The organism is Klebsiella sp. JB_Kp031 (assembly GCF_040064295.1).
GTDB lineage: Bacteria > Pseudomonadota > Gammaproteobacteria > Enterobacterales > Enterobacteriaceae > Klebsiella > Klebsiella quasipneumoniae.
On sequence record NZ_JBEAJW010000008.1, the window covers coordinates 1 to 26,235 of the forward strand.

46 protein-coding genes and 1 pseudogene are annotated in these 26,235 nt (G+C 52.5%); 7 read left to right on the top strand and 40 right to left on the bottom strand.

The annotated features are described in order from the left end of the window. Positions 1-283: 283 nt before the first annotated feature. Positions 284-838, top strand: a complete 555-nt coding sequence (locus ABLV64_RS05390) for a gamma carbonic anhydrase family protein (RefSeq protein WP_023319228.1) — start codon at positions 284-286, stop codon at positions 836-838. On the opposite strand, the gene ABLV64_RS05395 is transcribed toward ABLV64_RS05390, so the two are convergent. The 6 genes from ABLV64_RS05395 to dprA are packed head-to-tail and all read right to left on the bottom strand — an operon-like array spanning position 814 to position 4,605. Next, entirely contained in the window at positions 814-1,071 is a 258-nt protein-coding gene (locus tag ABLV64_RS05395; RefSeq protein ID WP_043523043.1) for a DUF1488 domain-containing protein, read from the bottom strand. The two genes, ABLV64_RS05390 and ABLV64_RS05395, sit on opposite strands and share 25 nt — an antisense overlap. Then, entirely contained in the window at positions 1,068-1,886 is an 819-nt protein-coding gene (gene aroE, locus ABLV64_RS05400; RefSeq protein ID WP_049093771.1) for a shikimate dehydrogenase, read from the bottom strand. The genes ABLV64_RS05395 and aroE overlap by 4 nt, the downstream gene beginning before the upstream one ends. Positions 1,887-1,889: 3 nt before the next feature. Next, the gene (gene tsaC / locus ABLV64_RS05405) at positions 1,890-2,462 is read right to left on the bottom strand and encodes an L-threonylcarbamoyladenylate synthase type 1 TsaC (protein WP_004206805.1); all 573 of its coding nucleotides are present in this window, start codon (positions 2,460-2,462) and stop codon (positions 1,890-1,892) included. Between the two features lie 4 nt (positions 2,463-2,466). Next, positions 2,467-3,009 carry a type I DNA topoisomerase gene (locus ABLV64_RS05410; RefSeq protein WP_017900613.1) on the bottom strand — a complete coding sequence of 181 codons (543 nt, stop codon included), beginning with the start codon at positions 3,007-3,009 and terminating at the stop codon, positions 2,467-2,469. A 26-nt stretch (positions 3,010-3,035) separates the two neighbouring features. Then, on the bottom strand, positions 3,036-3,509 hold the full coding sequence (gene smg, locus ABLV64_RS05415) for a DUF494 family protein Smg (RefSeq protein WP_002919137.1): 474 nt from the start codon (positions 3,507-3,509) through the stop codon (positions 3,036-3,038). After that, positions 3,481-4,605, bottom strand: a complete 1,125-nt coding sequence (gene dprA, locus ABLV64_RS05420; RefSeq protein ID WP_062914081.1) for a DNA-protecting protein DprA — start codon at positions 4,603-4,605, stop codon at positions 3,481-3,483. Before dprA ends, smg begins: the two co-directional genes overlap by 29 nt. 128 nt (positions 4,606-4,733) lie before the next feature. On the opposite strand from dprA, the gene def reads away from it, so the two are divergent. The 5 genes from def to mscL all read left to right on the top strand — a co-directional run bounded on the left by def (position 4,734) and on the right by mscL (position 9,496). Further along, complete coding sequence (def, locus tag ABLV64_RS05425; RefSeq protein ID WP_004206802.1) at positions 4,734-5,243, top strand: peptide deformylase; 510 nt, start codon at positions 4,734-4,736, stop codon at positions 5,241-5,243. Positions 5,244-5,257: 14 nt separating this feature from the next. Beyond that, positions 5,258-6,205, top strand: coding sequence for a methionyl-tRNA formyltransferase (gene fmt / locus ABLV64_RS05430; protein ID WP_017900611.1), 948 nt, complete (start codon positions 5,258-5,260; stop codon positions 6,203-6,205). A 52-nt stretch (positions 6,206-6,257) separates the two neighbouring features. Continuing rightward, positions 6,258-7,553, top strand: a complete 1,296-nt coding sequence (gene rsmB, locus ABLV64_RS05435; RefSeq protein ID WP_004206800.1) for a 16S rRNA (cytosine(967)-C(5))-methyltransferase RsmB — start codon at positions 6,258-6,260, stop codon at positions 7,551-7,553. A 13-nt stretch (positions 7,554-7,566) separates the two neighbouring features. Further along, a complete protein-coding gene (trkA, locus tag ABLV64_RS05440) occupies positions 7,567-8,943 on the top strand; it encodes a Trk system potassium transporter TrkA (RefSeq protein WP_002919153.1) in 1,377 nt (458 codons plus the stop codon). Between the two features lie 139 nt (positions 8,944-9,082). After that, the gene (gene mscL, locus ABLV64_RS05445; protein WP_004206799.1) at positions 9,083-9,496 is read left to right on the top strand and encodes a large-conductance mechanosensitive channel protein MscL; all 414 of its coding nucleotides are present in this window, start codon (positions 9,083-9,085) and stop codon (positions 9,494-9,496) included. Here the strand turns inward: mscL and ABLV64_RS05450 are convergent. The 31 genes from ABLV64_RS05450 to rpsJ all read right to left on the bottom strand — a co-directional run bounded on the left by ABLV64_RS05450 (position 9,432) and on the right by rpsJ (position 24,330). Beyond that, positions 9,432-9,710 (bottom strand): ribosome alternative rescue factor ArfA, encoded by a 279-nt coding sequence (locus ABLV64_RS05450; RefSeq protein WP_071996717.1) that lies wholly within the window; start codon positions 9,708-9,710, stop codon positions 9,432-9,434. The genes mscL and ABLV64_RS05450 overlap by 65 nt on opposite strands. A 57-nt stretch (positions 9,711-9,767) precedes the next feature. Next, positions 9,768-10,193, bottom strand: coding sequence for a Zn(2+)-responsive transcriptional regulator (gene zntR, locus ABLV64_RS05455; RefSeq protein ID WP_004206796.1), 426 nt, complete (start codon positions 10,191-10,193; stop codon positions 9,768-9,770). A 2-nt stretch (positions 10,194-10,195) separates the two neighbouring features. After that, the gene (locus tag ABLV64_RS05460) at positions 10,196-10,564 is read right to left on the bottom strand and encodes a DUF1992 domain-containing protein (protein ID WP_043523054.1); all 369 of its coding nucleotides are present in this window, start codon (positions 10,562-10,564) and stop codon (positions 10,196-10,198) included. A 108-nt stretch (positions 10,565-10,672) separates the two neighbouring features. Continuing rightward, on the bottom strand, positions 10,673-11,059 hold the full coding sequence (rplQ, locus tag ABLV64_RS05465) for a 50S ribosomal protein L17 (RefSeq protein WP_348843332.1): 387 nt from the start codon (positions 11,057-11,059) through the stop codon (positions 10,673-10,675). Positions 11,060-11,099: 40 nt separating this feature from the next. Continuing rightward, positions 11,100-12,089: a DNA-directed RNA polymerase subunit alpha gene (gene rpoA, locus ABLV64_RS05470; protein ID WP_002919219.1), complete on the bottom strand. Its 990-nt coding sequence runs from the start codon at positions 12,087-12,089 to the stop codon at positions 11,100-11,102. 25 nt (positions 12,090-12,114) lie between these two features. After that, a complete protein-coding gene (rpsD, locus tag ABLV64_RS05475; RefSeq protein ID WP_002919224.1) occupies positions 12,115-12,735 on the bottom strand; it encodes a 30S ribosomal protein S4 in 621 nt (206 codons plus the stop codon). 33 nt (positions 12,736-12,768) lie between these two features. Continuing rightward, a complete protein-coding gene (gene rpsK / locus ABLV64_RS05480) occupies positions 12,769-13,158 on the bottom strand; it encodes a 30S ribosomal protein S11 (RefSeq protein ID WP_002919257.1) in 390 nt (129 codons plus the stop codon). Positions 13,159-13,174: 16 nt separating this feature from the next. Further along, complete coding sequence (rpsM, locus tag ABLV64_RS05485) at positions 13,175-13,531, bottom strand: 30S ribosomal protein S13 (RefSeq protein WP_002919259.1); 357 nt, start codon at positions 13,529-13,531, stop codon at positions 13,175-13,177. Between the two features lie 146 nt (positions 13,532-13,677). Next, positions 13,678-13,794, bottom strand: coding sequence for a 50S ribosomal protein L36 (gene rpmJ / locus ABLV64_RS05490; protein ID WP_000868187.1), 117 nt, complete (start codon positions 13,792-13,794; stop codon positions 13,678-13,680). Positions 13,795-13,827: 33 nt separating this feature from the next. Then, on the bottom strand, positions 13,828-15,159 hold the full coding sequence (gene secY / locus ABLV64_RS05495; RefSeq protein WP_002919515.1) for a preprotein translocase subunit SecY: 1,332 nt from the start codon (positions 15,157-15,159) through the stop codon (positions 13,828-13,830). A gap of 7 nt (positions 15,160-15,166) precedes the next feature. After that, positions 15,167-15,601 (bottom strand): 50S ribosomal protein L15, encoded by a 435-nt coding sequence (gene rplO, locus ABLV64_RS05500; protein ID WP_002919516.1) that lies wholly within the window; start codon positions 15,599-15,601, stop codon positions 15,167-15,169. A gap of 3 nt (positions 15,602-15,604) precedes the next feature. Then, complete coding sequence (gene rpmD / locus ABLV64_RS05505) at positions 15,605-15,784, bottom strand: 50S ribosomal protein L30 (protein WP_001140434.1); 180 nt, start codon at positions 15,782-15,784, stop codon at positions 15,605-15,607. A gap of 3 nt (positions 15,785-15,787) precedes the next feature. Next, a complete protein-coding gene (rpsE, locus tag ABLV64_RS05510; RefSeq protein WP_002919545.1) occupies positions 15,788-16,291 on the bottom strand; it encodes a 30S ribosomal protein S5 in 504 nt (167 codons plus the stop codon). A gap of 14 nt (positions 16,292-16,305) precedes the next feature. After that, positions 16,306-16,659 carry a 50S ribosomal protein L18 gene (gene rplR, locus ABLV64_RS05515; protein ID WP_000358960.1) on the bottom strand — a complete coding sequence of 118 codons (354 nt, stop codon included), beginning with the start codon at positions 16,657-16,659 and terminating at the stop codon, positions 16,306-16,308. A gap of 9 nt (positions 16,660-16,668) precedes the next feature. Further along, the gene (gene rplF / locus ABLV64_RS05520; protein ID WP_002919662.1) at positions 16,669-17,202 is read right to left on the bottom strand and encodes a 50S ribosomal protein L6; all 534 of its coding nucleotides are present in this window, start codon (positions 17,200-17,202) and stop codon (positions 16,669-16,671) included. Positions 17,203-17,214: 12 nt separating this feature from the next. After that, positions 17,215-17,607, bottom strand: coding sequence for a 30S ribosomal protein S8 (gene rpsH / locus ABLV64_RS05525; protein WP_002919665.1), 393 nt, complete (start codon positions 17,605-17,607; stop codon positions 17,215-17,217). Positions 17,608-17,640: 33 nt separating this feature from the next. After that, a complete protein-coding gene (gene rpsN, locus ABLV64_RS05530; protein ID WP_002919667.1) occupies positions 17,641-17,946 on the bottom strand; it encodes a 30S ribosomal protein S14 in 306 nt (101 codons plus the stop codon). Between the two features lie 14 nt (positions 17,947-17,960). Next, positions 17,961-18,500: a 50S ribosomal protein L5 gene (rplE, locus tag ABLV64_RS05535; protein WP_001096200.1), complete on the bottom strand. Its 540-nt coding sequence runs from the start codon at positions 18,498-18,500 to the stop codon at positions 17,961-17,963. Between the two features lie 14 nt (positions 18,501-18,514). Next, positions 18,515-18,829, bottom strand: coding sequence for a 50S ribosomal protein L24 (rplX, locus tag ABLV64_RS05540; RefSeq protein WP_000729185.1), 315 nt, complete (start codon positions 18,827-18,829; stop codon positions 18,515-18,517). Positions 18,830-18,839: 10 nt separating this feature from the next. Then, positions 18,840-19,211, bottom strand: coding sequence for a 50S ribosomal protein L14 (gene rplN, locus ABLV64_RS05545; RefSeq protein ID WP_002919748.1), 372 nt, complete (start codon positions 19,209-19,211; stop codon positions 18,840-18,842). A 165-nt stretch (positions 19,212-19,376) separates the two neighbouring features. Next, complete coding sequence (gene rpsQ / locus ABLV64_RS05550; protein ID WP_002919751.1) at positions 19,377-19,631, bottom strand: 30S ribosomal protein S17; 255 nt, start codon at positions 19,629-19,631, stop codon at positions 19,377-19,379. Further along, entirely contained in the window at positions 19,631-19,822 is a 192-nt protein-coding gene (gene rpmC, locus ABLV64_RS05555) for a 50S ribosomal protein L29 (RefSeq protein WP_002919754.1), read from the bottom strand. Before rpmC ends, rpsQ begins: the two co-directional genes overlap by 1 nt. Further along, the gene (gene rplP / locus ABLV64_RS05560) at positions 19,822-20,232 is read right to left on the bottom strand and encodes a 50S ribosomal protein L16 (protein ID WP_002919759.1); all 411 of its coding nucleotides are present in this window, start codon (positions 20,230-20,232) and stop codon (positions 19,822-19,824) included. The genes rpmC and rplP overlap by 1 nt, the downstream gene beginning before the upstream one ends. 12 nt (positions 20,233-20,244) lie before the next feature. Next, the gene (gene rpsC, locus ABLV64_RS05565) at positions 20,245-20,943 is read right to left on the bottom strand and encodes a 30S ribosomal protein S3 (protein WP_002919766.1); all 699 of its coding nucleotides are present in this window, start codon (positions 20,941-20,943) and stop codon (positions 20,245-20,247) included. A gap of 17 nt (positions 20,944-20,960) precedes the next feature. Further along, positions 20,961-21,293, bottom strand: coding sequence for a 50S ribosomal protein L22 (gene rplV / locus ABLV64_RS05570; RefSeq protein WP_002919773.1), 333 nt, complete (start codon positions 21,291-21,293; stop codon positions 20,961-20,963). 14 nt (positions 21,294-21,307) lie between these two features. Beyond that, positions 21,308-21,586, bottom strand: a complete 279-nt coding sequence (rpsS, locus tag ABLV64_RS05575) for a 30S ribosomal protein S19 (protein WP_001138115.1) — start codon at positions 21,584-21,586, stop codon at positions 21,308-21,310. Between the two features lie 16 nt (positions 21,587-21,602). Continuing rightward, entirely contained in the window at positions 21,603-22,424 is an 822-nt protein-coding gene (gene rplB / locus ABLV64_RS05580; RefSeq protein ID WP_002919786.1) for a 50S ribosomal protein L2, read from the bottom strand. Between the two features lie 17 nt (positions 22,425-22,441). Beyond that, positions 22,442-22,744: a 50S ribosomal protein L23 gene (gene rplW, locus ABLV64_RS05585; protein WP_000617546.1), complete on the bottom strand. Its 303-nt coding sequence runs from the start codon at positions 22,742-22,744 to the stop codon at positions 22,442-22,444. After that, a complete protein-coding gene (gene rplD / locus ABLV64_RS05590; protein WP_002919794.1) occupies positions 22,741-23,346 on the bottom strand; it encodes a 50S ribosomal protein L4 in 606 nt (201 codons plus the stop codon). Before rplD ends, rplW begins: the two co-directional genes overlap by 4 nt. Positions 23,347-23,356: 10 nt before the next feature. Then, positions 23,357-23,986, bottom strand: coding sequence for a 50S ribosomal protein L3 (gene rplC, locus ABLV64_RS05595; RefSeq protein WP_002919796.1), 630 nt, complete (start codon positions 23,984-23,986; stop codon positions 23,357-23,359). 32 nt (positions 23,987-24,018) lie between these two features. Continuing rightward, a complete protein-coding gene (gene rpsJ / locus ABLV64_RS05600) occupies positions 24,019-24,330 on the bottom strand; it encodes a 30S ribosomal protein S10 (protein WP_001181005.1) in 312 nt (103 codons plus the stop codon). A gap of 383 nt (positions 24,331-24,713) precedes the next feature. Here rpsJ and ABLV64_RS05605 point away from each other — a divergent pair, with 383 nt between their 5' ends. Continuing rightward, positions 24,714-25,199, top strand: a complete 486-nt coding sequence (locus ABLV64_RS05605; protein ID WP_130945300.1) for an A24 family peptidase — start codon at positions 24,714-24,716, stop codon at positions 25,197-25,199. On the opposite strand, the gene bfr is transcribed toward ABLV64_RS05605, so the two are convergent. The 3 genes and pseudogenes from bfr to tuf form a co-directional block, all read right to left on the bottom strand. Next, positions 25,183-25,659 (bottom strand): bacterioferritin, encoded by a 477-nt coding sequence (gene bfr / locus ABLV64_RS05610; RefSeq protein ID WP_004206792.1) that lies wholly within the window; start codon positions 25,657-25,659, stop codon positions 25,183-25,185. The two genes, ABLV64_RS05605 and bfr, sit on opposite strands and share 17 nt — an antisense overlap. Before the next feature lie 73 nt (positions 25,660-25,732). Then, positions 25,733-25,927 carry a bacterioferritin-associated ferredoxin gene (bfd, locus tag ABLV64_RS05615; RefSeq protein WP_017900608.1) on the bottom strand — a complete coding sequence of 65 codons (195 nt, stop codon included), beginning with the start codon at positions 25,925-25,927 and terminating at the stop codon, positions 25,733-25,735. 180 nt (positions 25,928-26,107) lie between these two features. After that, positions 26,108-26,235, bottom strand: a pseudogene (tuf, locus tag ABLV64_RS05620) (elongation factor Tu); the annotation flags it as partial.

Consider the following 26,235-nt stretch of genomic DNA (forward strand, 5'->3'; position numbering starts at 1 on the left):
CGCTTTCCTCTTTCAGAGTCAACCCGTTTTTCAGGATTTTTCTCTTCAACCGAACCGGCTGTTTGTGTGAAGTGATTCACATCTGCCGTGTCAGTGGGTGCGCATTATAGGGATCCCATTTTTTTGCACAAGCCTTTTTTCGATCTTTTTTTCTGAATGGTGATTTTTCACCCTTTTCGCCGTGTAATTGCACGATTTGCTCAATTTTCACCGTTTTCAGGGGTTGCAGAGCGAGATAAAAGCCACCAAAGTCTTCTTACGCTCCCGTATTTTTGAGGTCAACATGTCTGCTCAACTGCGCCCCTATAAAGCATTTTTCCCGCAAATCGGTCTTCGCGTCATGATTGACGCATCCAGCGTCGTTATCGGTGATGTCAGAATTGCCGATGACGTCAGCGTCTGGCCTCTGGTAGCCATTCGCGGCGACGTCAACTATGTATCGATAGGTCAACGCAGCAATATTCAGGACGGCAGCGTTCTACACGTGACCCATAAATCCTCTTACAAGCCTGAGGGAAATCCACTGATCATTGGAGAGGATGTGACGGTTGGCCACAAAGTGATGCTGCACGGCTGCACTATCGGCAACCGCGTACTGGTTGGTATGGGTTCGATCTTATTAGATGGTGTCGTCGTTGGCGATGACGTCATGATTGGCGCGGGAAGTCTGGTACCGCAGAACAAACAGCTGGAAAGCGGCTTCCTTTACTTTGGCAATCCGGTCAAACAGATCCGCCCCCTGACAGAGGCGGAGCGGGAAGGCCTTAAGTATTCAGCGAATAACTATGTGAAATGGAAAGATGAATATCTGGATCAGGAGAGCCAGACCCAACCCTGAGCATCCTCCTGATTATCGCGGATCAATGCCTCTGCCTCTTCCTCAAGATCCCAACGATGTTCCTGGAATGCGGCCAGCCACTGCGCTGGCCCCTCTGCGCCAAAACGCTGCTGCAGGATCTGCCCTGAAATTGCGCAGGTTAATTGCATCCCATTAACCAGCGCGGGAAACACCACGCCCTGCCGTTCGGCATCCCATGATTCCCGATCGGGAAACTGAATCGCCTGATTCATGCATTCAGTTCCTGTTGCAGCCTTTCTATAACCGGGGTGATAGCCGGCAGGACGCCGTGCCATAGCAGAACGGCATGGGCGGCTTGCGCCACCAGCATTCCCAGCCCGTCAGCACAGTGGGTTGCGCCATGCTGCTGGCACCAGTGAAGAAACGGTGTCGGCCCTTTCTGGTAGAACATGTCATAGCAATACACGTCAGCGTTGACAACAGATGCCGGGATAGCCGGTACATCACCGTCTATTCCACTGGACGTCGCATTGATGATCAGATCGAATGTTTCCCCGGATAAGGTATCCATCTCCCTTGCGCTGACGCTGCCGGTATGGGCGAAGAGCGTGGCTAACTCATGGGCACGAGCGTAGGTGCGATTGACGATCGTGACGGCACATCCCAGCGACAGCAGCGGCAGCAGCACCCCACGCGATGCGCCACCGGCACCGATAAGCAGGATCCGCTGGCGTGGCTTAATGAATCCCAGACGCTCCAGATCGCTCAGCAGACCAATACCGTCCGTGTTGTCGCCCAGCAAACGCCCGTCTTCCAGACGTTTCAGGGTATTCACCGCTCCCGCCAGCGCAGCGCGTTCTGTCAGTTCATCCGCGCGCGCAAAAGCTTCTTCTTTAAAAGGAACAGTAACATTGGCGCCCTTTCCTCCCTGCGCAAAAAACTGATTGAGAGAAGAGACAAAATCGTCCAGCGGCGCTAGCACACGTCCATAAGGATGGATAATCCCTAACTGGCAGGCAAACAGCTGGTGAATAGAAGGCGACTTGCTGTGCGCAATCGGATTACCAAAAACAGCATAGGTTTCCATGGTTCACCCCTGGCGGAACAGTTCACCCGTCAGGGCATCACGTATTTCAGATGGATTTTGCCGTCCGCCCGTAGCGCCATCCACGACAGGGAAGCTGTCACCAAACTGAGCACGGACCTCTGCGGTGGTGCGGCAAGGCGGTTGCCCGGTGAGATTGGCGCTCGTCGAGACCAGCGGTTTTCCGTAGGCTTCGCACAATTCAATCACCAGCGGATGGTTGGTCACGCGTACAGCCAGCGAATCAAAACGACCAGTCAGCCAGCGTGGTGTTTCAGGACGCGCCGGGAATACAAACGTCACCGGTCCTGGCCAGCAGGAAAAGATCGCTGCCCGCTGCGAATCACTTAACCGTGAATCATCAATATATGGCTTGAGTTGCTCAAAGCTAGCGGCGATAAGGATCAATCCCTTCTCAACAGGACGCTGCTTCAGCTCCAGCAGACGCATAACGGCCGTTTCGCTGTCAGGGTCGCAGCCGACGCCAAAAACGGCTTCCGTGGGATAGGCGATGACATGTTCATTATTCAGGACCGCCACGGCATGGGCGACGGCTTCTGAGGGCAGGTTATTGTTCACTGATTTATTCCGCCGGGATCGGCTTTCCACATTGTTTACTGGCACAGAAGCGTCTGAGCCCCTGCGCCGTCTTCTTTTCTATTAACAGCGGGTAATGGCATTCAGGGCATTCGCCCGCCACCGGTTTAAAATTGATAACGAACTGGCAATCAGGATAGCGATCGCAGGAGTGAAAGGTTTTACCGAAACGGGAACGACGCTGGACCAGATGGCCTTGTCCGCACTGCGGGCAAGCAATAGCCGTCTCATCTGGTTTATCAATTACCTCAGTATGTTCGCATTCCGGATAGTGGCTACAGCCAATGAACATCCCAAAACGCCCCTGACGTAGCACCATAACCGCGCCGCACGATGGGCATACTTGCCCCTCCAGCACCTTAACGACATGCCCGTCAGCCTGACTTTTCAGGGGACGGATATAGTCACAGTCCGGATAATGCGAACAGCCGAGAAACGGGCCATGTTTCCCGGAACGGATCACCAGTTCAGCCCCGCACTGTGGGCAGGGCTCATTTTTACGCACCGAAAACAGTGCTGATTTGGTCATAACAACTCGATGTTGCTGCAAAAAGATTAATGCAGCATACCTTCATTTACTTCGAAGAGTAATTCTTCCATTTGCTGATAGGCGTTTTCACAGCCCGGAATATTGAACAGTACCATCAGGATGACCCATTTCAGGTCCTCCAGCTCAAATTCTGCCGTATCCAGCGCCAGTACGCGCTCTATCACCATTTCTCGCGTTTCGAGGTTCAACACCTGAATCTGCTCGAGGAAGAGTAAAAACCCCCGGCAACTGGCGTCCAGACGCTGGCACTCCTCTTCGGTATATACCCGAAGCGACAGCGGGTCGGAAGCGAGCTGCATGGGTTCAACGAGACCTTCCTGATAATCAGCCAGTTTCTCGAGCCACATTAACGCGTTATAGATATCTTCCCGCTCAAAACCTGCGTCGGTAAGATCCCGCGTCAGTTTGTCCTGATCCACGCGCATTTCTGCTTCGCTATGGATGTAAGTTTCAAACAAATACATGAGTACGTCGAACATGGCTTGCCCTCCTTAATCGGACATAGCCGCCGGGTACAGCTGCGATCCAGCCTGCTAACTCCAGTTCAAGTAGCTGAGCTACGGTTACTGGCACAGATTGGCCGGCACGTTCAGCGACAACGTCAACAGGTGTTACCTCATCTCCTACGTTAGCCAGGAGCTCCGGAAATGGCAATGCTACAGACGGCTGATCGGCGCAATTATTTATCGAATCAGACGTATCAGTTAGCCAGGCCAGCTCGTTGTGCCAGTATTCCACAATATCCTCTGGCGAGGTCACCGGCACCGCGCCTTGCTTAATTAACCAGTGTGGGCCTTCCGATCCCGGATTGCCTATCGGCCCAGGCAGGGCAAACACATCCCTTCCCTGTTCCAGAGCACAGCGGACGGTAACCAGCGAACCGCTTCTCAATGCCGCCTCAACCACCAGCACGCCCAGGCTCAGGCCGCTGATAATCCGGTTGCGTCTGGGGAAATGCGCGGGAAGCGGCGGCGTTATAAGTGGAAATTCAGACACCAGCGCACCGCCATTATCGACGATCTGCTGGGCGAGGCTCGCATGGCGCCGCGGATAAACCCGGCCCAGTCCGTTGCCCAGTACCGCGATGGTTTTGCCCTCGGCCGCGAGCGCGCCGCGATGCGCGACGCCATCAATGCCTAACGCCAACCCACTGGTGATAGTCATCCCTTTACGCGCCAACGTTTCGCTGAACAGCTTCCCCCAGCGAGCGCCATACCAGGAATGCAAGCGACTGCCAATAACGGCAAGCTGCGCGCTGTGAAGCAGAGCGGGATCGCCGCTGACCAGCAACGCGCCGGGGTAATCAGCGATAGCCTTTAACCGCAATGGATAGCGCGGATCGTCACCCCGTAACAGATGATGATCCGGTTGTTCCAGCCAGCGCCGCGTCTCGTCAAACTCACGCCCGTCAAGCCGAAAAAATAACGTTGCCTGCGCCGCGGTCATCCCGACGGCATGCAGCGCTTCATGATCAATGCTGGCGGCTGCGCATAAGCGCTGAGCGATCTCTACCATCCTGTCGCCATACAAGCTACTGACCTTCATCAGCCGCAGCCAAATCTCGTCGGGCGTCATCCTTACCCCCTGCCATAAGCGGTATTGACAATCTTTGCGATTGGACAGTGAGACTGTCAATTGCAGGGTGTTTTGTCTAGAATAGAGCTAATAATCTTATCAACTCCTGAATACGACTCTGGAACTTTATGGCAGTTTTGCAAGTGTTACATATTCCGGACGAGCGCCTTCGCAAAGTCGCCGAGCCGGTCAAAGAAGTGAATGCGGAAATTCAGCGTATCGTCGATGATATGTTCGACACCATGTACGCTGAGGAGGGCATTGGTCTGGCCGCGACCCAGGTCGATATCCATCAGCGCATTATCGTTATTGATGTGTCGGAAAATCGTGAAGAGCAGCTGGTGTTAATCAACCCGGAGCTGCTGGAAAAAGATGGCGAAACCGGCATTGAAGAAGGCTGCCTGTCGATTCCGGAACAGCGCGCCCTGGTGCCGCGTGCGGAAAAAGTGAAGATCCGCGCCCTGGATCGCGACGGTAAGCCATTTGAACTGGAGGCCGATGGCCTGCTGGCTATCTGTATTCAGCATGAGATGGATCATCTGGTCGGCAAACTGTTTATTGATTATCTGTCACCGCTCAAACAACAGCGCATTCGTCAGAAGGTTGAGAAACTGGATCGTTTACGTTCCCGTGCCTGATAACAAGGAATACCGTGTCACAATCACTACGTATCATTTTCGCCGGCACCCCCGATTTTGCAGCGCGTCATCTTGACGCGCTGTTGTCGTCTGAACATCAGGTTGTTGGCGTATTCACTCAGCCAGACCGCCCTGCTGGCCGCGGCAAAAAATTGATGCCGAGCCCGGTAAAGGTGCTGGCTGAAGCCCATAACTTACCTGTATTCCAGCCATCCTCCCTGCGCCCGCAGGACAACCAACAATTAGTCGCCGATCTCGGCGCCGATATTATGGTGGTGGTGGCGTACGGTTTGATTCTGCCGAAAGCGGTGCTGGAGATGCCCCGTCTGGGCTGCATCAACGTTCACGGCTCCCTGCTGCCGCGCTGGCGTGGCGCAGCGCCGATCCAGCGTTCGCTGTGGGCGGGGGATAGCGAAACAGGCGTAACCATCATGCAGATGGACGTCGGCCTTGATACGGGTGATATGCTTTATAAGCTTTCCTGCCCCATTACCGCAGAGGATACCAGCGGCAGCCTGTACGATAAGCTGGCCGAGCTCGGCCCTCAAGGTCTGCTGGCAACTTTAGCCCAGCTGGCCAACGGCACCGCGCAGCCTGAAGTACAGGATGAATCGCTGGTGTGCCACGCCGAGAAGCTGAGTAAAGAAGAAGCTCGCATCGACTGGTCGCTTTCCGCCGCACAGCTGGAGCGCTGCATCCGCGCCTTTAATCCGTGGCCAATGAGCTGGCTGGAAATTGACGGGCAGCCGCTAAAAGTGTGGCGGGCATCGGTCATTGCCGAAGCCGCACATGCCGAACCAGGTACTATCGTGGCAGCAACCAAACAGGGTATCCAGGTCGCCACAGGCGATGGGATCCTCAGTCTGGAATCGCTACAGCCTGCGGGTAAAAAAGCGATGAGCGCCCAGGATTTACTCAATTCCCGCCGGGAGTGGTTTACGCCTGGCACCCGTCTCGCCTGACGGTCGTCTCTTCTGAAGCCCGGGTTCGCCGGGCATTTTTATTTTTGCGCTTATGAAAAAGAATATAAATTTACGCAGCCTGGCCGCCCAGGCTATCGAGCAAGTCGTTGAAAAAGGTCAGTCTTTAAGCAACGTCCTGCCCCCTCTACAGCAAAAAGTCAGCGATAAAGACAAAGCGCTGCTGCAGGAGCTGTGTTTTGGCGTACTGCGTACGCTCAGCCAGCTGGAGTGGCTTATCAGCAAGCTGATGGCGCGTCCGATGACCGGCAAACAGCGCACCGTGCACTTTCTGATTATGGTTGGGCTCTATCAGTTACTCTACACCCGCATCCCTCCACACGCCGCGCTGGCTGAAACGGTAGAAGGCGCGGTGGCGATTAAGCGCCCGCAGCTTAAAGGGCTGATCAATGGGGTGTTACGCCAGTTTCAGCGCCAACAGGAAGAGCTACTGGCAGAATTCGCCGGGCAGGAAAACCGCTACCTTCATCCCAAATGGCTGCTGAAGCGTCTGCAGCAGGCCTGGCCGCAACACTGGCAGGAGATTGTCGACGCTAACAACCAGCGCCCGCCGATGTGGCTGCGCGTTAACCGCAACCATCATTCCCGAGATGAATGGCTTGCTCTGCTTAAAGAGGCCGGTTTAGAAGGTTTCACCCACCCTGACTATCCCGACGCCGTGCGTCTGGCCACCCCTGCCCCGGTCCATACGTTGCCGGGTTTTGCCGAAGGATGGGTAACCGTTCAGGATGCCTCGGCCCAGGGCTGCATGCGCTATCTGCAGCCGGAAAACGGCGAGCGCATTCTTGATCTCTGCGCTGCGCCGGGCGGCAAGACGACGCATATTCTGGAGGTCGCTCCCCAGGCTGAGGTCATGGCGGTGGACATTGATGAACAGCGTCTTTCCCGCGTCTATGACAACCTGAAACGGCTGGGCATGAAAGCCGAAGTCAAACAGGGCGATGGTCGCTTCCCTGAGCAGTGGTGTGGCAGCGAGCAGTTCGATCGTATTCTGCTGGATGCCCCCTGTTCCGCCACCGGTGTTATTCGCCGCCATCCGGATATCAAATGGCTGCGCCGGGATCGGGATATCGCCGATTTAGCCCAGCTACAGGCCGAGATACTCAATGCCATCTGGGGGCATCTGAAACCAGGCGGCACGTTGGTTTACGCTACCTGTTCTATTCTGCCGGAAGAGAATAGCCAGCAAATTGCCGCCTTCCTCGCGCGGACCCCGGATGCGGAGCTTGACGCAACCGGTACGCCGGCAAGCCCGGGACAGCAAAATCTGCCGGGTGCGGAAGAAGGCGATGGCTTCTTTTACGCTAAGCTAATCAAACGTCGCAACTAATGGATCACTGCAGATGAAGATTATTATTCTGGGCGCCGGCCAGGTCGGCGGCACGCTGGCGGAGAACCTCGTCGGCGAGAACAATGATATTACGCTGGTTGATACCAATGGCGACCGTCTGCGCAGCCTGCAGGATAAGTTCGACCTGCGTGTCGTCCAGGGGCACGGTTCTCACCCCCGCGTACTGCGCGAGGCAGGAGCCGATGATGCCGATATGCTGGTGGCGGTCACCAGTTCGGATGAAACCAACATGGTGGCCTGCCAGGTCGCCTATTCGTTATTCAATACGCCAAACCGTATTGCTCGTATTCGTGCGCCTGATTACGTCCGCGATGCGGAAAAGCTCTTCAATTCTGAAGCAGTGCCCATCGATCACTTAATCGCTCCGGAACAGCTGGTCATCGACAATATTCACCGCCTGATAGAATATCCCGGCGCGCTGCAGGTCGTGAACTTCGCGGAAGGGAAAGTCAGCCTCGCCGTGGTGAAAGCCTATTACGGTGGTCCGCTGGTGGGTAATGCATTGTCCACCATGCGTGAGCATATGCCGCATATCGATACGCGCGTGGCCGCTATTTTCCGCCACGATCGCCCCATTCGCCCACAGGGTTCGACGATTGTCGAGGCCGGCGATGAAGTCTTCTTTATTGCCGCCTCGCAGCATATTAGGGCGGTCATGAGCGAACTCCAGCGTCTGGAGAAGCCTTATAAACGCATCATGTTGGTCGGCGGCGGCAATATTGGCGCGGGCCTGGCCCATAAGCTGGAAAAAGACTACAGCGTTAAGCTTATCGAGCGCAATCAGCAGCGAGCCGCTGAGCTGGCAGAAAAACTGCAGCATACTATCGTCTTCTACGGTGATGCATCGGATCAGGAGCTGCTGGCCGAAGAGCATATTGACCAGGTGGACCTGTTTATTGCCGTCACTAACGATGACGAAGCAAACATCATGTCTGCGATGCTGGCCAAGCGAATGGGGGCCAAAAAAGTGATGGTGCTGATCCAGCGTAGAGCCTATGTGGATCTGGTTCAGGGTAGCGTCATCGATATCGCGATATCGCCTCAGCAGGCCACGATTTCCGCCCTCCTCAGCCATGTTCGTAAAGCCGATATTGTCGGCGTCTCCTCCCTGCGCCGCGGCGTTGCGGAAGCGATCGAAGCAGTGGCACACGGCGATGAGAGTACCTCGCGGGTGGTCGGGCGATCGATCGATGAGATCAAGCTTCCGCCAGGCACGATCATTGGCGCCGTCGTGCGCGGGAATGACGTGATGATCGCCAATAATAATCTGCGCATCGAGCAGGGCGATCATGTGATCATGTTTTTGACTGATAAAAAGTTTATTTCCGATGTAGAAAGGCTGTTCCAGCCAAGCCCTTTCTTCCTCTAATTCCCAGGGCGTCGAACAGGCGCCTTTTATTATCCCTTATTATTCAAAGGTTAATATTTTCCTGTAACGCTCTACGGGGAATGGCAAATGAAAATACATTTGTTAAACTTACAACGTCAGCTGGCTCAAGGAGAATAAAATGAGTTTTTTAAAAGAGTTTCGCGAATTCGCGATGCGCGGGAACGTTGTCGATTTGGCAGTGGGTGTGATCATCGGTGCAGCATTCGGTAAAATTGTTTCGTCGCTGGTCGCGGATATTATTATGCCGCCGCTCGGCCTGTTGATTGGCGGGATCGATTTTAAACAGTTTGCCGTCACGCTGCGCGATGCCCAGGGTGATGTACCGGCAGTGGTGATGCACTATGGGGTGTTTATTCAGAACGTTTTCGATTTCATCATCGTCGCATTTGCCATTTTCATGGCGATTAAACTGATGAATAAGTTAAATCGCAAGAAAGAAGAGGCTCCGGCGGCACCGCCAGCGCCCTCTAAAGAAGAAGTCCTGCTGAGCGAAATTCGCGATCTGCTGAAAGAACAAAACAAGCGTTCTTAATCAGCAGCGAAAGCAGAAGACCAGTGGTAAAAAAGCGATTCGCTTGCTTGCCACTGGCCTCCCGGTCCATCCTTGCTGCATGTTTATCTTTACGTTGATAGCTTCCCTTCCCTTTCTTGTTCTTCTCTACACGCTGCCTGAATAATGGATCGTGGAGAAGTGCCTCAATGGCGTTATCTTTAATTTGCCCTTTGGTATGCTGATAGCGACTCATAGTAACTCCAGTACATGTGTGAATTCCGCGCGAGTGTAGATCCGCGCGCACAAAAAATCAACGGCTGGCATTGCCGTTACTGGCGCCTTGCTCAAGGGCCTCGAGGATCGAACAGTAAACGCTGCTGTGAGCTGTGCCGCAGCAGGCGTCGTTGAGCCGTTGCAGAGAGCGACGCATCGTTTGTAGCTCGTTGATCCTCGCCTCAACTTCGCTTAATCGCGCCTGAACGATCCCTTTCGACTCCTGACAGGTGTGATGTTCCGGATCGATACGGATCGACAATAATTCGCGGATCGCTTCCAGAGTAAAGCCTAGCTGACGGGCATAGCGAATAAAGCGCAGACGCTGAAGATCGTTATCCGAGTAAAGACGAAATCCCCCCTCAGTGCGCACGTCATGATCCATCATTTGCTGTTTTTCATAATAACGGATGGTATCTGGCGTCACATCAGCCAGTTTTGCCAGCTCACCAATACGATACATATTCACTCCTGATTGATTTTATGCAGCAACGCATCGGCGTACTCACCGCGTAAAAAGTCGGTGTTCAGTCCTGCCTGACGCAGCTTAAGCTCGAGCAGAGCAAGGCGCTTGCTGAGTTCGCCATGCCGCGGGTCGTCCTGACGCACACCCTTAAGCAAGTCTGCCAGAGCCACCGCCTCTCTGCGCTGCTCCAGCTCCGGGGGAAGACACCCTGCATTCTTCAGAAGGCGATAGCCTGCCCGCAGCTCGGCCGGTACATGCGAATCGTCATCGAGAGTTAGCGGCTCGCCGCTACCGGGTAAATTATCGAACTCGCCTTTGGTTTGGGCATCGAGGATATGGCGTTCTGCCCACTGATCCAGTAACCACATTCTACGGCTCCGGGGGATGAACAAAAAGAGTACAGATATTGTAGTGAAGTGGGGATGAGGTAGATATAAAAAAACCCGCCGGGGCGGGTTTTTTTACGTTACTACAGATTACTCTGTAGCAGCTTCTGCTTTCGGCTCAGCACGATCAACCAGCTCGATGTATGCCATCGGCGCGTTGTCGCCTGCACGGAAGCCACACTTCAGAATGCGAGTGTAACCACCGGCGCGGCTCGCGAAACGCGGGCCCAGCTCGTTAAACAGTTTTGCCACGATCTCGTTGTCACGAGTGCGGGCGAATGCCAGACGACGATTAGCAACGCTATCAGTCTTGGCAAGAGTAATCAGCGGCTCAACTACGCGACGCAGTTCTTTCGCTTTCGGCAGGGTCGTCTTGATGATTTCATGACGAACCAGCGAACCTGCCATGTTACGGAACATAGCCTGGCGATGGCTGCTGTTGCGGTTCAGTTGACGACCACTCTTACGATGGCGCATGACCTTATCCTTCTCAGTAAAACCTTAACCTGTGATCCGGTTACTCGTCAGCAATGCTTGCTGGTGGCCAGTTTTCCAGGCGCATGCCCAGAGACAGTCCACGGGAAGCCAGCACGTCTTTAATCTCAGTAAGAGATTTTTTACCCAGGTTCGGCGTTTTCAGCAACTCAACCTCGGTACGCTGTACCAGATCACCGATATAGTGGATAGCTTCTGCCTTGAGGCAGTTAGCAGAGCGGACAGTCAATTCCAGATCGTCAACAGGGCGCAGCAGGATCGGATCGAATTCTGGTTTCTCTTCTTTCACTTCTGGCTGACGTACATCACGTAAGTCAACAAAAGCTTCCAGTTGTTCAGCCAGGATGGTTGCCGCACGACGAATCGCCTCTTCAGGATCGATTGTGCCGTTGGTTTCCATTTCGATGACCAGCTTGTCCAGGTCGGTACGCTGTTCTACACGCGCAGCTTCAACATTGTAGGCAATACGCTCTACAGGGCTGTAGCAGGCGTCGACCAGCAGACGGCCGATTGGGCGCTCATCTTCTTCCGAATGAATTCGGGCAGAAGCCGGCACATAACCGCGACCGCGCTGAACTTTGATACGCATGCTGATAGCAGCGTTCTCATCAGTCAGGTGGCAAATCACGTGCTGCGGCTTGACGATTTCGACATCACCGTCGTGGGTAATGTCGGCTGCGGTCACAGGGCCAATGCCAGATTTATTCAAAGTAAGGATGACTTCATCTTTACCCTGAACTCTCACCGCCAGCCCTTTCAGGTTGAGCAGGATTTCAAGGATGTCTTCCTGAACGCCTTCTTTGGTGCTGTACTCGTGCAGTACACCATCAATCTCAACCTCGGTCACCGCGCAACCCGGCATCGATGAGAGCAGAATACGGCGCAGTGCGTTACCCAGAGTATGGCCGAAGCCACGCTCTAAAGGCTCAAGGGTCACCTTGGCGTGCGTCGAACTCACTTGCTCGATATCGACCAGGCGCGGTTTTAGAAACTCTGTCACAGAACCCTGCATTGTGTCCTCTCTTTGGTACTAAGCTTTACTTGGAGTAAAGCTCGACGATCAGGTGTTCGTTAATGTCCGCAGACAGATCAGAACGCTCCGGCTGACGCTTGAACGTACCTTCCATCTTGCCAGCATCAACTTCCAGCCAGGTTGGCTTTTCACGCTGCTCAGCCAGCTCCAGAGCGGCTTTCACGCGAGATTGCTTTTTCGCTTTCTCACGAATGCTGACAACGTCATTCGCTTTAACCTGATAAGAAGCGATGTTAACAACACGACCGTTTACCATAATCGCTTTGTGGCTAACCAGCTGGCGTGCTTCAGCACGAGTGGCGCCAAAGCCCATACGGTATACAACGTTGTCCAGACGACCTTCCAGCAGAGCCAACAGGTTTTCACCGGTGTTGCCTTTCAGACGTGCTGCTTCTTTATAGTAGTTACGGAACTGACGCTCCAGCACACCGTACATACGGCGAACTTTTTGCTTTTCACGCAACTGCACACCATAGTCAGACAGACGCGGCTTACGCGCACCGTGCTGGCCAGGAGCTTGTTCAATTTTACACTTGGTATCGATCGCGCGAACGCCAGACTTAAGGAATAAGTCGGTGCCCTCACGACGGCTCAGCTTGAGCTTAGGACCCAAATATCTTGCCATTTTCTTTCTCCAACTAACCTGGAAAACGCAGCGTTATACGCGACGTTTTTTCGGCGGACGACAACCGTTATGAGGGATCGGAGTCACATCAGTAATATTAGTGATGCGGAAACCAGCGGCGTTCAGTGCACGAATGGTAGATTCGCGACCCGGACCCGGACCTTTGACCATAACTTCCAGATTCTTGATGCCGTATTCTTTTACGGCTTCTGCGCAACGCTCTGCTGCAACCTGAGCTGCGAACGGAGTGGATTTGCGAGAACCACGGAAACCGGAACCACCGGCTGTTGCCCAACCCAGTGCGTTACCCTGACGATCAGTAATGGTAACGATGGTGTTGTTAAAAGAAGCATGGATATGAGCCACGCCGTCAGAGACTTGTTTTCTTACACGCTTACGTGCACGAATTGGTGCCTTTGCCATTATTCAATCACCCCGATTATTTCTTGATCGGTTTACGCGGACCCTTACGGGTACGTGCGTTGGTCTTGGTACGCTGACCGCGAACCGGGAGACCACGACGATGACGCAAACCACGGTAGCAACCAAGGTCCATCAGACGCTTGATGCTCAGGGTGATTTCACGGCGCAGATCACCTTCAACGACAAATTTACCTACTGCTTCACGCAGAATATCAATTTGTTCTTCAGACAGCTCACTGATCTTAACATTTTCAGCGATGCCCGTTTCAGCGCAGATGGCTTTAGAACGGGTTTTGCCGATACCGAAAATAGCGGTTAAAGCGATTACGGTATGTTTGTGATCAGGAATGTTAATGCCTGCTATACGGGCCACTATGCACTCCTACTATTTAATATGTACGCACCATGCTGAAAAGCCCGTTTTCAGGATACTCAAATGGAAACGTACAGACATACAAAAGATTGGCTGGCTAATCTAGCCAGCTCAATCCAACTTTGCAAGAAAAATATGCGAAAAAATCAGCCTTGGCGCTGTTTATGCTTCGGCTCGGCACTGCAAATCACACGGATGACGCCATCACGCTTAACGATTTTGCAGTTACGGCATAATTTCTTGACGGAAGCACGAACTTTCATTTTTACTCTCCGTAACTTCTCGGGCGACCAGTTTTAGCGGCCGTAGCCTTTCAGGTTCGCCTTCTTCAATGCAGACTCATACTGACTGGACATCATCAGAGTTTGCACTTGAGCCATAAAGTCCATAATCACGACAACAACGATAAGCAGCGAGGTCCCACCGAAGTAGAACGGCACTTTCATCGCGTCACGCATGAACTCCGGGATCAGGCAGATAAAAGTAATGTACAACGCACCAACCAGAGTCAGGCGAGTCATCACTTTATCGATATACTTCGCCGTTTGCTCTCCCGGACGAATTCCTGGTACAAATGCACCGGACTTCTTCAGGTTATCTGCTGTTTCACGCGGGTTGAAAACCAACGCCGTGTAGAAGAAACAGAAGAAGATGATTGCAGACGCATAGAGTAACACATAAAGCGGTTGCCCAGGCTGCAAATACAGCGAAATTGTTGTCAGCCAGTTCCAACCAGTACCACCCCCGAACCATGACGTGATGGTTGCCGGGAACAGTATAATACTGGAAGCGAAGATTGCCGGGATTACCCCCGCCATATTCACTTTCAGCGGTAAATGTGTGCTCTGTGCAGCATAGACACGACGACCCTGTTGACGTTTCGCGTAGTTTACCACAATGCGGCGTTGACCACGTTCAACGAATACAACAAAGAAGGTCACTGCAAATACTAATACTGCAACCAACAGCAACAGGAGGAAGTGCAGGTCGCCTTGACGCGCTTGCTCGATAGTATGGGCGATGGCCGGCGGGAGTCCCGCAACGATACCGGCGAAGATAATGATCGAGATACCGTTACCGATACCGCGTTCAGTGATCTGTTCGCCGAGCCACATCAGGAACATAGTCCCTGTGACCAGACTGACAACAGCGGTGAAATAGAATGCAAAGCCTGGATTAATCACCAGGCCCTGCATACCAGGCATATTCGGCAGACCGGTAGCAATACCGATCGACTGGAATATCGCCAGCACCAGAGTACCGTAGCGGGTGTACTGGCTGATCTTACGACGACCAGACTCCCCTTCTTTCTTCAGTTCTGCCAGCGGTTGATAAACCACCGTCAGCAGCTGCACGATGATTGATGCCGAAATGTACGGCATAATCCCCAGTGCAAAGATAGAAGCACGGCTGAGAGCACCACCAGAGAACATGTTGAACATTTCAATGATGGTGCCTCGCTGTTGCTCAAGCAGTTTGGCAAGTACAGCGGCATCAATACCAGGGATCGGAATAAAAGAGCCAATACGGAACACTATCAGCGCACCGACCACAAACAGAAGTCTGCGTTTCAGTTCGCCAAGGCCACCTTTGGCACTTTGAAAATCTAATCCCGGTTGTTTAGCCATCTGCTACTTATTCCTCAATTTTACCGCCAGCAGCTTCGATAGCAGCACGAGCACCTTTAGTCACACGCAGGCCACGAACAGTTACCGGACGAGTTACCTCACCAGACAGGATCACTTTCGCGAACTCGATCTGGACACCGATAATGTTAGCCGCTTTCAGCGCGTTCAGGTCTACTACATCGCCTTCTACGTGAGCCAGATCGGAGAGACGGATCTCTGCGGTGATCATCGCTTTACGAGAAGTGAAGCCGAATTTCGGCAGACGACGGTACAGAGGCATCTGACCACCCTCGAAACCGCGACGTACGCCACCGCCAGAACGAGATTTCTGACCTTTGTGACCACGACCACCGGTTTTACCGAGGCCAGAACCGATACCACGACCCAGGCGTTTACCCGCCTTTTTGGAGCCTTCGGCCGGAGACAGAGTATTTAAACGCATCTCTTACTCCTCAACTTTAACCATGAAGGAAACCGCGTTGACCATACCACGAACAGCAGGAGTATCCTCGCGCTCTACGGTGTGACCAATACGACGCAGACCCAGGCCAAGCAGCGTTGCCTTGTGTTTCGGCAGACGACCGATTGCACTGCGGGTTTGAGTAATTTTAATAGTCTTTGCCATGGTTTATTTCCCCAGAATTTCTTCAACGGATTTACCACGCTTGGCAGCGACCATATCCGGGGACTTCATGTTTTCCAGACCGTCGATAGTTGCACGAACCACGTTAATCGGGTTAGTGGAACCATACGCTTTAGCCAGAACGTTACGAACCCCAGCGACTTCCAGAACGGCGCGCATTGCACCACCGGCGATGATACCGGTACCTTCGGAAGCCGGCTGCATGAATACACGAGAACCCGTGTGAGTACCCTTAACCGGGTGCTGCAGGGTGCCGTGGTTCAGCGCGACGTTAATCATATTGCGACGGGCTTTTTCCATCGCTTTCTGGATCGCTGCTGGAACTTCACGCGCTTTACCGTAACCAAAACCAACGCGACCGTTGCCATCGCCTACTACAGTCAGAGCTGTGAAGGAGAAAATACGACCACCTTTAACGGTTTTAGATACGCGGTTTACCGCGATCAGCTTTTCCTGCAGTTCGCCAGCTTGTTTTTCGATGTGAGCCATCTTACACCTCTACCTTAGAACTGAAGGCCAGCTTCACGGGCAGCATCTGCCAGTGCCTGGACACGACCATGATATTGGAACCCGGAACGGTCAAAGGAAACATCTTTGATGCCTTTTTCCAGAGCGCGTTCAGCGACAGCTTTACCCACAGCTGCAGCAGCGTCTTTGTTACCGGTGTACTTCAGTTGTTCAGCGATAGCTTTTTCTACAGTAGAAGCAGCTACCAGAACTTCAGAACCATTCGGTGCAATTACCTGTGCGTAAATGTGACGCGGGGTACGATGTACCACCAGGCGAGTTGCGCCCAGCTCCTGGAGCTTGCGGCGTGCGCGGGTCGCACGACGGATACGAGCAGATTTCTTATCCATAGTGTTACCTTACTTCTTCTTAGCCTCTTTGGTACGCACGACTTCGTCGGCGTAACGAACACCCTTGCCTTTGTAAGGCTCAGGACGACGGTAGGCGCGCAGATCTGCTGCAACCTGGCCGATCACCTGCTTATCAGCGCCTTTCAGCACGATTTCAGTCTGAGTCGGACATTCTGCAGTGATACCCGCAGGCAGCTGATGATCAACCGGGTGAGAGAAACCTAAAGCCAGGTTTACTACATTCCCTTTGACCGCTGCACGATAACCTACACCAACCAGCTGCAGCTTCTTAGTGAAGCCTTCGGTAACACCGATAACCATTGAGTTCAGCAGGGCACGCGCGGTACCAGCCTGAGCCCAACCGTCTGCGTAACCATCACGCGGACCGAAGGTCAGTGCATTATCTGCATGTTTAACTTCAACAGCATCGTTGAGAGTACGAGTCAGCTCGCCGTTTTTACCTTTGATCGTAATAACCTGACCGTTGATTTTTACATCAACGCCGGCAGGAACAACGACCGGTGCTTTAGCAACACGAGACATTTTTTCCTCCGATTAGGCTACGTAGCAGATAATTTCGCCACCAAGACCAGCCTGGCGCGCTGCACGATCAGTCATAACACCTTTAGAGGTAGAAACAACTGCGATACCCAGACCGGCCATAACTTTCGGCAGCTCATCTTTTTTCTTATAGATGCGCAGACCTGGGCGGCTGACACGCTGAATGCTTTCTACAACAGCTTTACCCTGGAAATACTTAAGAGTCAGTTCCAGTTCCGGCTTGGTGTCGCCTTCAACTTTAAAATCTTCGATAAAACCTTCTTCCTTCAGCACGTTGGCGATTGCCACTTTCAGCTTGGAGGAAGGCATGGTGACCGCAGCTTTGTTCGCGGCCTGACCGTTACGGATACGGGTCAGCATATCCGCGATCGGATCTTGCATGCTCATCTGTCTTTACTCCCGTGATTCAATTGGTGACAATTACCAGCTAGCCTTTTTCAGACCCGGGATTTCACCGCGCATAGCGGCTTCACGGACCTTAATACGGCTCAACCCGAACTTCCGCAGGAAACCATGCGGACGACCTGTTTGACGGCAGCGGTTACGCTGACGAGACGGGCTGGAATCACGCGGCAGAGTCTGCAGCTTGAGAACGGCATTCCAACGATCTTCGTCGGTTGCGTTCACATCAGAGATGATAGCTTTCAGTTCAGCGCGTTTAGCGAAGAATTTATCAGCTAAAGCCACGCGCTTTACTTCGCGTGCTTTCATTGATTGCTTAGCCATTAAGTAACCCTACCTTACTTGCGGAACGGGAAGTCAAAGGCAGCCAGCAGAGCACGGCCTTCTTCGTCAGATTTCGCAGTAGTGGTAATGGTAATATCCAAACCACGAACGCGGTCGACTTTATCGTAGTCGATTTCTGGGAAGATGATCTGCTCACGGACACCCATGCTGTAGTTGCCACGACCGTCGAAAGACTTAGCGGACAGGCCGCGGAAGTCACGAATACGCGGTACAGCAATAGTGATCAGGCGCTCAAAGAACTCCCACATGCGTTCGCCACGCAGAGTTACTTTACAGCCGATCGGATAGCCCTGACGGATTTTGAAGCCTGCAACTGATTTGCGTGCTTTGGTGATCAGCGGTTTTTGACCGGAGATTGCTGCCAGGTCAGCTGCTGCGTTATCCAGCAGTTTCTTGTCAGCGATCGCTTCACCAACACCCATGTTCAGGGTGATCTTCTCGACCCGAGGGACTTGCATGACAGAATTGTAGTTAAACTCAGTCATGAGTTTCTTAACTACTTCGTCTTTGTAGTAATCATGCAGTTTCGCCATCGTACTACTCCAAATTACTTGATAGTTTCGCTGTTAGACTTGAAGAAACGGACTTTTTTGCCGTCTTCGAATCTAAAGCCTACACGGTCAGCCTTGCCGGTTGCCGCATTGAAGATTGCAACGTTAGAAACCTGAATTGCAGCTTCTTTTTCAACGATGCCGCCTGGTTGGTTCAGAGCCGGAACCGGCTTCTGGTGTTTCTTAACCAGGTTGATACCTTCAACAATGACCTTGCCGGAAGACAGGACATTCTTAACTTTACCGCGCTTACCTTTATCTTTACCGGTTAACACGATAACTTCGTCATCACGACGGATTTTCGCTGCCATGATTCGCTCCTTAGAGTACTTCTGGTGCCAGAGAGATAATTTTCATGAACTTCTCGGTACGAAGTTCACGAGTTACCGGCCCAAAAATACGCGTACCGATAGGCTGCTCGCTGTTATTGTTCAGAATAACGCATGCATTACCATCGAAGCGAATGACAGAACCGTCCGGGCGACGAACACCCTTCTTGGTGCGCACCACTACCGCCTTCAGCACATCACCTTTTTTGACCTTACCACGCGGAATTGCTTCTTTGATGGTGATCTTGATGATGTCGCCTACGCCTGCGTAGCGACGGTGCGAGCCACCCAGAACCTTGATACACATTACGCGACGTGCACCGGAGTTGTCGGCGACGTTCAGCATAGTCTGTTCTTGGATCATTTTAGTGCTCCGCTAATGTCAACTACTACTGAGACCCGAAAATTAGGGTCGTTAAAAAGCCCCATATCGAGGGCGCGGCATTATAACACCACAAACCAGATATGGGTAGAAAAAATAAACGGCTCATCGCTGAGCCGTTTATCCGTATCGAGAATGCGTACTCTATTACAGAACCGCTTTCTCTACAACGCGAACCAGCGTCCAGGACTTAGTCTTGGACAGCGGACGGCATTCGCGGATTTCAACCTTGTCGCCGATACCGCATTCGTTGTTCTCGTCATGTACGTGCAGTTTGGTCGTACGTTTGATGAATTTGCCGTAAACCGGGTGTTTCACCATACGTTCGATAGCAACAACAATGGATTTCTCCATTTTGTCGCTAACTACGCGACCTTGCAGAGTACGGATTTTATCGGTCATTACGCACCCGCCTTCTGAGTCAGTAAAGTCTTAACGCGTGCAACATCACGACGCACTTGCTTCAGCAGATGAGTCTGTTGCAGCTGGCCACTTGCAGCCTGCATGCGCAGGTTGAACTGCTCACGCAGCAGGTTCAGCAGCTCAGCGTTCAGCTCTTCAACGCTTTTTTCACGCAGCTCTTTTGCTTTCATTACATCACCGTCTTAGTTACAAAGGTGGTTTTGATCGGCAGTTTCGCTGCTGCCAGGCCGAATGCTTCACGGGCCAGCTCTTCCGGTACACCGTCCATTTCATACAGGACTTTACCCGGCTGAATCAAGGCAACCCAGTACTCCACGTTACCTTTACCTTTACCCATACGAACTTCCAGCGGCTTCTCGGTGATCGGTTTGTCCGGGAATACACGGATCCAGATCTTACCTTGACGCTTAACTGCACGGGTCATAGCACGACGTGCTGCTTCGATCTGACGTGCAGTCAGACGACCACGGCCAACAGCTTTCAGACCGAAAGTGCCGAAGCTAACATCCGTACCCTGCGCCAGACCACGGTTGCGGCCTTTGTGCACTTTACGGAATTTTGTACGCTTTGGTTGTAACATCAGCGACGCTCCTTATTTACGGCCTTTACGCTGCTGCTTTTTAGGTTGAGCAGCCGGTTCCGGTTGTTCAACAGCAGCCATACCACCCAGGATCTCACCTTTGAAGATCCATACCTTAACGCCGATTACACCGTAAGTGGTGTGCGCTTCAGAGGTGTTGTAGTCGATGTCAGCACGCAGAGTGTGCAGCGGTACGCGACCTTCACGGTACCATTCGGTACGTGCGATTTCCGCGCCGCCCAGACGGCCGCTAACTTCAACTTTGATACCTTTAGCGCCCAGACGCATTGCGTTCTGTACAGCACGCTTCATCGCACGACGGAACATAACGCGACGTTCCAGCTGAGAAGTGATGCTGTCAGCAACCAGTTTTGCGTCCAGTTCAGGTTTACGAACTTCGGCGATATTGATCTGTGCAGGTACGCCAGCGATATCCGCTACGACCTTGCGCAGTTTTTCTACGTCTTCGCCTTTCTTACCGATAACGATACCCGGGCGAGCGGTGTGAATGGTCACACGGATGCTCTTAGCCGGACGCTCGATAACGATGCGAGATACAGACGCTTTAGCCAGTTCTTTAGTCAGGAACTGACGTACTTTAAAATCGCTGTCCAGGTTGTCAGCGAATTCTTTGGTGTTCGCGAACCAGGTAGAGTTCCATGGTTTGACAATACCCAGGCGAATACCATTAGGATGTACTTTCTGACCCATTGCTAGTCTCCAGAGTCTCAGCGATCGGACACAACCACAGTGATGTGGCTGGTGCGCTTCAGGATGCGATCTGCACGACCTTTAGCACGCGGCATAATGCGCTTCATGCTCGGGCCTTCGTCTACGAAAATTTTCGCAACTTTCAGATCATCAATGTCAGCGCCATCGTTGTGTTCAGCGTTAGCAATGGCAGATTCCAGTACCTTCTTGACCAGTACAGCAGCTTTTTTGTTGGTGTAGGTCAGAATATCCAGGGCCTGCGACACTTTCTTACCGCGAATCAGGTCAGCTACAAGGCGAACCTTCTGAGCAGAAGAACGAGCATGGCGATGTTGAGCTAAAGTTTCCATCTCTTCCTCCTACCTTATTTCTTCTTCGCTTTTTTATCAGCAGCGTGGCCGCGATAAGTACGAGTCGGTGCGAATTCACCCAGTTTGTGACCGACCATTTCGTCGGAAACAAATACTGGAACGTGCTGACGACCATTATGGACAGCGATGGTCAAACCGATCATGTTAGGAAAGATCGTTGAACGACGGGACCAAGTGCGCAGGGGCTTCTTGTCTCCGCTTTCCACCGCTTTCTCTACCTTCTTCAGCAAGTGCAGGTCAATAAAAGGACCTTTCTTGAGAGAACGTGGCATGGCTTATCCTCTAAAATTATTTGCTACGGCGACGTACGATGAATTTATCAGTACGCTTGTTGCTGCGGGTCTTCTTACCTTTGGTCTGCAGGCCCCACGGGGATACCGGGTGCTTACCAAAGTTACGACCTTCACCACCACCATGTGGGTGGTCTACTGGGTTCATCGCAGTACCGCGAACGGTAGGACGAACACCACGCCAGCGTGCAGCACCTGCTTTACCCAGAACGCGCAGCATATGCTCAGCATTGCCAACTTCGCCCAGAGTAGCGCGGCAGTCTGCTTCGACTTTACGCATTTCACCAGAACGCAGACGCAGGGTGACATAAGCACCGTCGCGAGCAACGATCTGAACGTAAGTACCAGCGGAACGAGCCAGCTGACCGCCTTTACCTGGTTTCATTTCTACGTTATGAACGGTAGAACCAACCGGGATATTGCGCATCGGCAGGGTGTTGCCTGCTTTGATTGCAGCATCAACGCCAGACTGAATCTGGTCGCCAGCTTTCAGGCCTTTCGGGGCCAGGATGTAACGGCGCTCGCCGTCTTTGTACAGAACCAGCGCGATGTTCGCGGAGCGGTTCGGATCGTACTCAAGACGTTCAACAACTGCCGGGATACCATCTTTGTTGCGTTTGAAGTCAACAATACGGTAAGCCTGCTTGTGGCCACCACCGATATGACGGGTGGTGATACGGCCATTGTTGTTACGACCACCGGATTTGCTGTTTTTTTCCAGCAACGGAGCAAAAGGTTTGCCCTTGTGCAGCTCTGGGTTAACCACTTTAACGACGTGGCGACGACCCGGAGATGTCGGTTTACATTTAACAACTGCCATTGTATTACTCCTCCGACTTACTCAGCGCCGCCAACGAAGTCCAGATTCTGGCCTTCTTTCAGGGTGACGTAAGCTTTTTTCCAGTCGCTACGACGACCGATACGCTGTCCGTGACGTTTAACTTTCCCTTTAACAACCAGGGTGTTAACGACTTCGACTTCGACTTCAAACAGTTTCTGCACAGCAGCTTTGATTTCTGCTTTGGTCGCGTCTTTAGCAACTTTGAGAACGATGGTGTTTGTTTTTTCCATCGCAGTAGACGCTTTTTCAGAAACGTGCGGTGCGCGCAGCACCTTCAGCAGACGTTCTTCACGAATCATGCCAGCATCTCCTCAACTTGCTTAACAGCATCAGCAGTCATTACGACTTTGTCGAAGGCGATCAGGCTAACCGGGTCGATACCGTTCGCATCACGTACGTCAACCTTGTGCAGGTTACGTGCGGCCAGGAACAGGTTCTCGTCCAGCTCACCGGTGATGATCAGCACATCTTCCAGAGCCATGTCTTTCAGTTTCTGTGCCAGCAGCTTAGTTTTCGGCGCTTCAACAGAGAACTTCTCGACAACGATCAGACGATCCTGACGTACCAGTTCGGACAGGATGCTTTTCAGCGCGCCGCGGTACATCTTCTTGTTAACTTTTTGACTGTGGTCCTGCGGACGAGCAGCAAAGGTCACGCCACCGGAACGCCAGATCGGGCTCTTGATAGAACCAGAACGCGCACGGCCGGTACCTTTCTGGCGCCACGGTTTTTTACCGGAGCCAGTGATTTCAGCACGAGTCTTCTGAGCACGAGTGCCCTGACGCGCACCAGCTGCATAAGCAACAACAACCTGGTGAACCAGCGCTTCGTTGAAATCACGACCGAAGGTAGTTTCGGAAACAGTCAGCGCGCTCTGCGCGTCTTTCAATACTAATTCCATTGCTATCTCCTCACGCCTTCACAGCTGGTTTAACGATCAGGTCGCTACCGGTCGCACCCGGGACAGCACCTTTAACCAGCAGCAGGTTGCGCTCAGCGTCAACACGTACTACGTCCAGGCTCTGAACGGTTACACGCTCATTACCCAGCTGACCTGCCATTTTCTTGCCTTTGAACACTTTGCCCGGAGTCTGGTTCTGACCGATAGAACCCGGAACGCGGTGAGACAAGGAGTTACCGTGAGTAGCGTCCTGGGTACGGAAGTTCCAGCGCTTAACGGTACCAGCAAAACCTTTACCTTTAGAGGTACCGGTTACGTCAACTTTTTTAACGTCAGCAAACAGTTCAACGCTAATGTTCTGACCTACGGTGAATTCTTCGCCGTCAGCCAGACGGAATTCCCACAGACCACGGCCAGCTTCAACGCCAGCTTTAGCGAAGTGACCCGCTTCCGGCTTGGTTACACGGTTAGCTTTTTTAGCACCGGTGGTAACCTGGATTGCGCGGTAGCCATCGTTAGCCAGGTCTTTAACCTGAGTAACACGGTTTGCTTCAACTTCGATTACGGTTACTGGGATAGAAACGCCATCTTCAGTGAAGATGCGGGTCATGCCCACTTTTTTACCGACTAAACCAATCATTGTTTCAACCTCTCAATCGCTCGATGACCTGATTAACCCAGGCTGATCTGCACGTCTACACCGGCAGCCAGATCCAGACGCATCAGAGCATCAACGGTTTTTTCAGTTGGCTCAACGATGTCAACCAGACGCTTGTGAGTGCGAATTTCGTACTGGTCACGCGCGTCTTTGTTGACGTGCGGGGAGATCAGAACGGTAAAGCGCTCTTTGCGGGTCGGCAGCGGGATCGGACCACGGACTTGCGCACCAGTGCGCTTAGCAGTCTCGACGATTTCCGCGGTTGATTGATCGATCAGACGATGATCAAACGCTTTCAGGCGGATACGGATTCTTTGGTTCTGCATGAGACCAGAGCTCCAATTATTTTATAGACGAAATGATTACTCCTCATACCCATTACGATTGATGGGAGAGTGTAACCGTTCTTACATAGCCCCCCGATTGGGGACATTGTTTGATAACCCAACTGCGATTACCAGGGTTCATATTGAACCGGCCGTCAACTTTGACAAGCCCGCGCATTATACGCAAATTCTGGCGCTACGCAAGTGCTGTTTAGAAAATCATCACCAGGATTTGCGCGCCTTCGCGCTAGAGAATTGTACGTGCCGAAAACACGGCAAATTAACGCGGATGGCGCCATCCATTCCTGGAAAGTCCTTTTTGCACCAAACGGGGGTCAATAAGCATAGTGAGGCGATGTTCTTTGACGATTACGGGGTTAACCATGCTCGCCGCCCTCCCCTTCTTGCTGTGTTATAGCGGATTGACCTTAGCCTTATGCCACCAGGACCTGCGTCACGGCCTGCTGCCCGACCGTTACACCTGTCCCCTGCTGTGGAGCGGTTTACTTTTTTATCTTTGTCTGGCGCCGCACCAGCTTCATGATGCCGTCTGGGGGGCGATAGGCGGCTATCTATGTTTGGCTGCGCTTTACTGGCTATATCGCGGGATCCGCGGCTATGAGGGGTTGGGGTATGGGGATATCAAATATCTCGCCGCCCTAGGCGCCTGGCATGGCTGGCAATTGTTGCCGCAGCTGCTACTGGTGGCATCGCTGCTCGCCGGCACGGTGTGGGCAGTATCAGGTTTGCACGCCAGGTACGGCGGGAGCAGTAAATGGAGGGGGCACAACCCGCTGCCGTTTGGGCCATTTCTGGCGGCCGCGGGTTTCTGGTGCGGGTGTCAGACGCTGGCTAGTCTGACACTTTGATCTGCGACTGCAGGTAATTTTGCAGGCCGATTTTGCCGATCAGATCGAGTTCGGTTTCCAGCCAGTCAATATGGCCTTCTTCATCCGCCAGGATCTCAATCATCATATCGCGGCTGACGTAGTCATGGACGCTGTCGGCGTAGGCGATCGCCTCGCGCAGATTTTGCGCCCCTTCCAGCTCCAGTCTTAAATCGGACTGCAGCATCTCTTCCACATCTTCACCGATGCCAAGTTTGCCGAGATCCTGCAGATTAGGGATACCTTCGAGAAAAAGAATACGCTCGATGTATTTATCGGCATGCTTCATTTCGTCGATGGATTCGTGGTACTCGATATCGTTGAGGCGCATCAGGCCCCAGTTTTTGAACATTCTCGCATGGAGAAAGTACTGATTAATTGCGACCAGCTCATTTCCCAATAATTTATTGAGATAACTTATGATTTTGACATCACCTTTCATTATATAGTCCCTCCGCTTCCACTCATTGAAGCGTAGTCCGGCCTATAGGGATGTCAAAAGAGAAGCGTGGACTTCAGGCGATTTCTTTGAATTCCGGCATGGTGGTTAATTCATCTTCCATAACTTCCCGCGCCGCGCGAACACACTTACCGCATTGATTTCCAACGGGAACAAACTTACGTAATTGCTGAAAAGATTGCGGTTGAAACTGGCGGACAACCTGGCGAATTTTTTTATCGCTGATGCCATTGCACAAACAAACGTACATATAAACTCCCGTTCAATTTATGCACAAATATTAAATGAGAATAGTTATGATTACAATAGACCATTTACTCATTATCCGCCGCAGCGCACGTTATGAATCGCCAGCATAACCGCCTTTTTCGCTGAACGACGGACAGCAAAAAGGGCGCCGAAGCGCCCTTTTTTATTCAAAGCTAACGAATTAGCCCAGAACTTTAGCTACAACGCCCGCGCCAACGGTACGGCCGCCTTCACGGATTGCGAAACGCAGACCGTCGTCCATCGCGATCGGGTGGATCAGGGTAACAACCATTTTGATGTTGTCGCCCG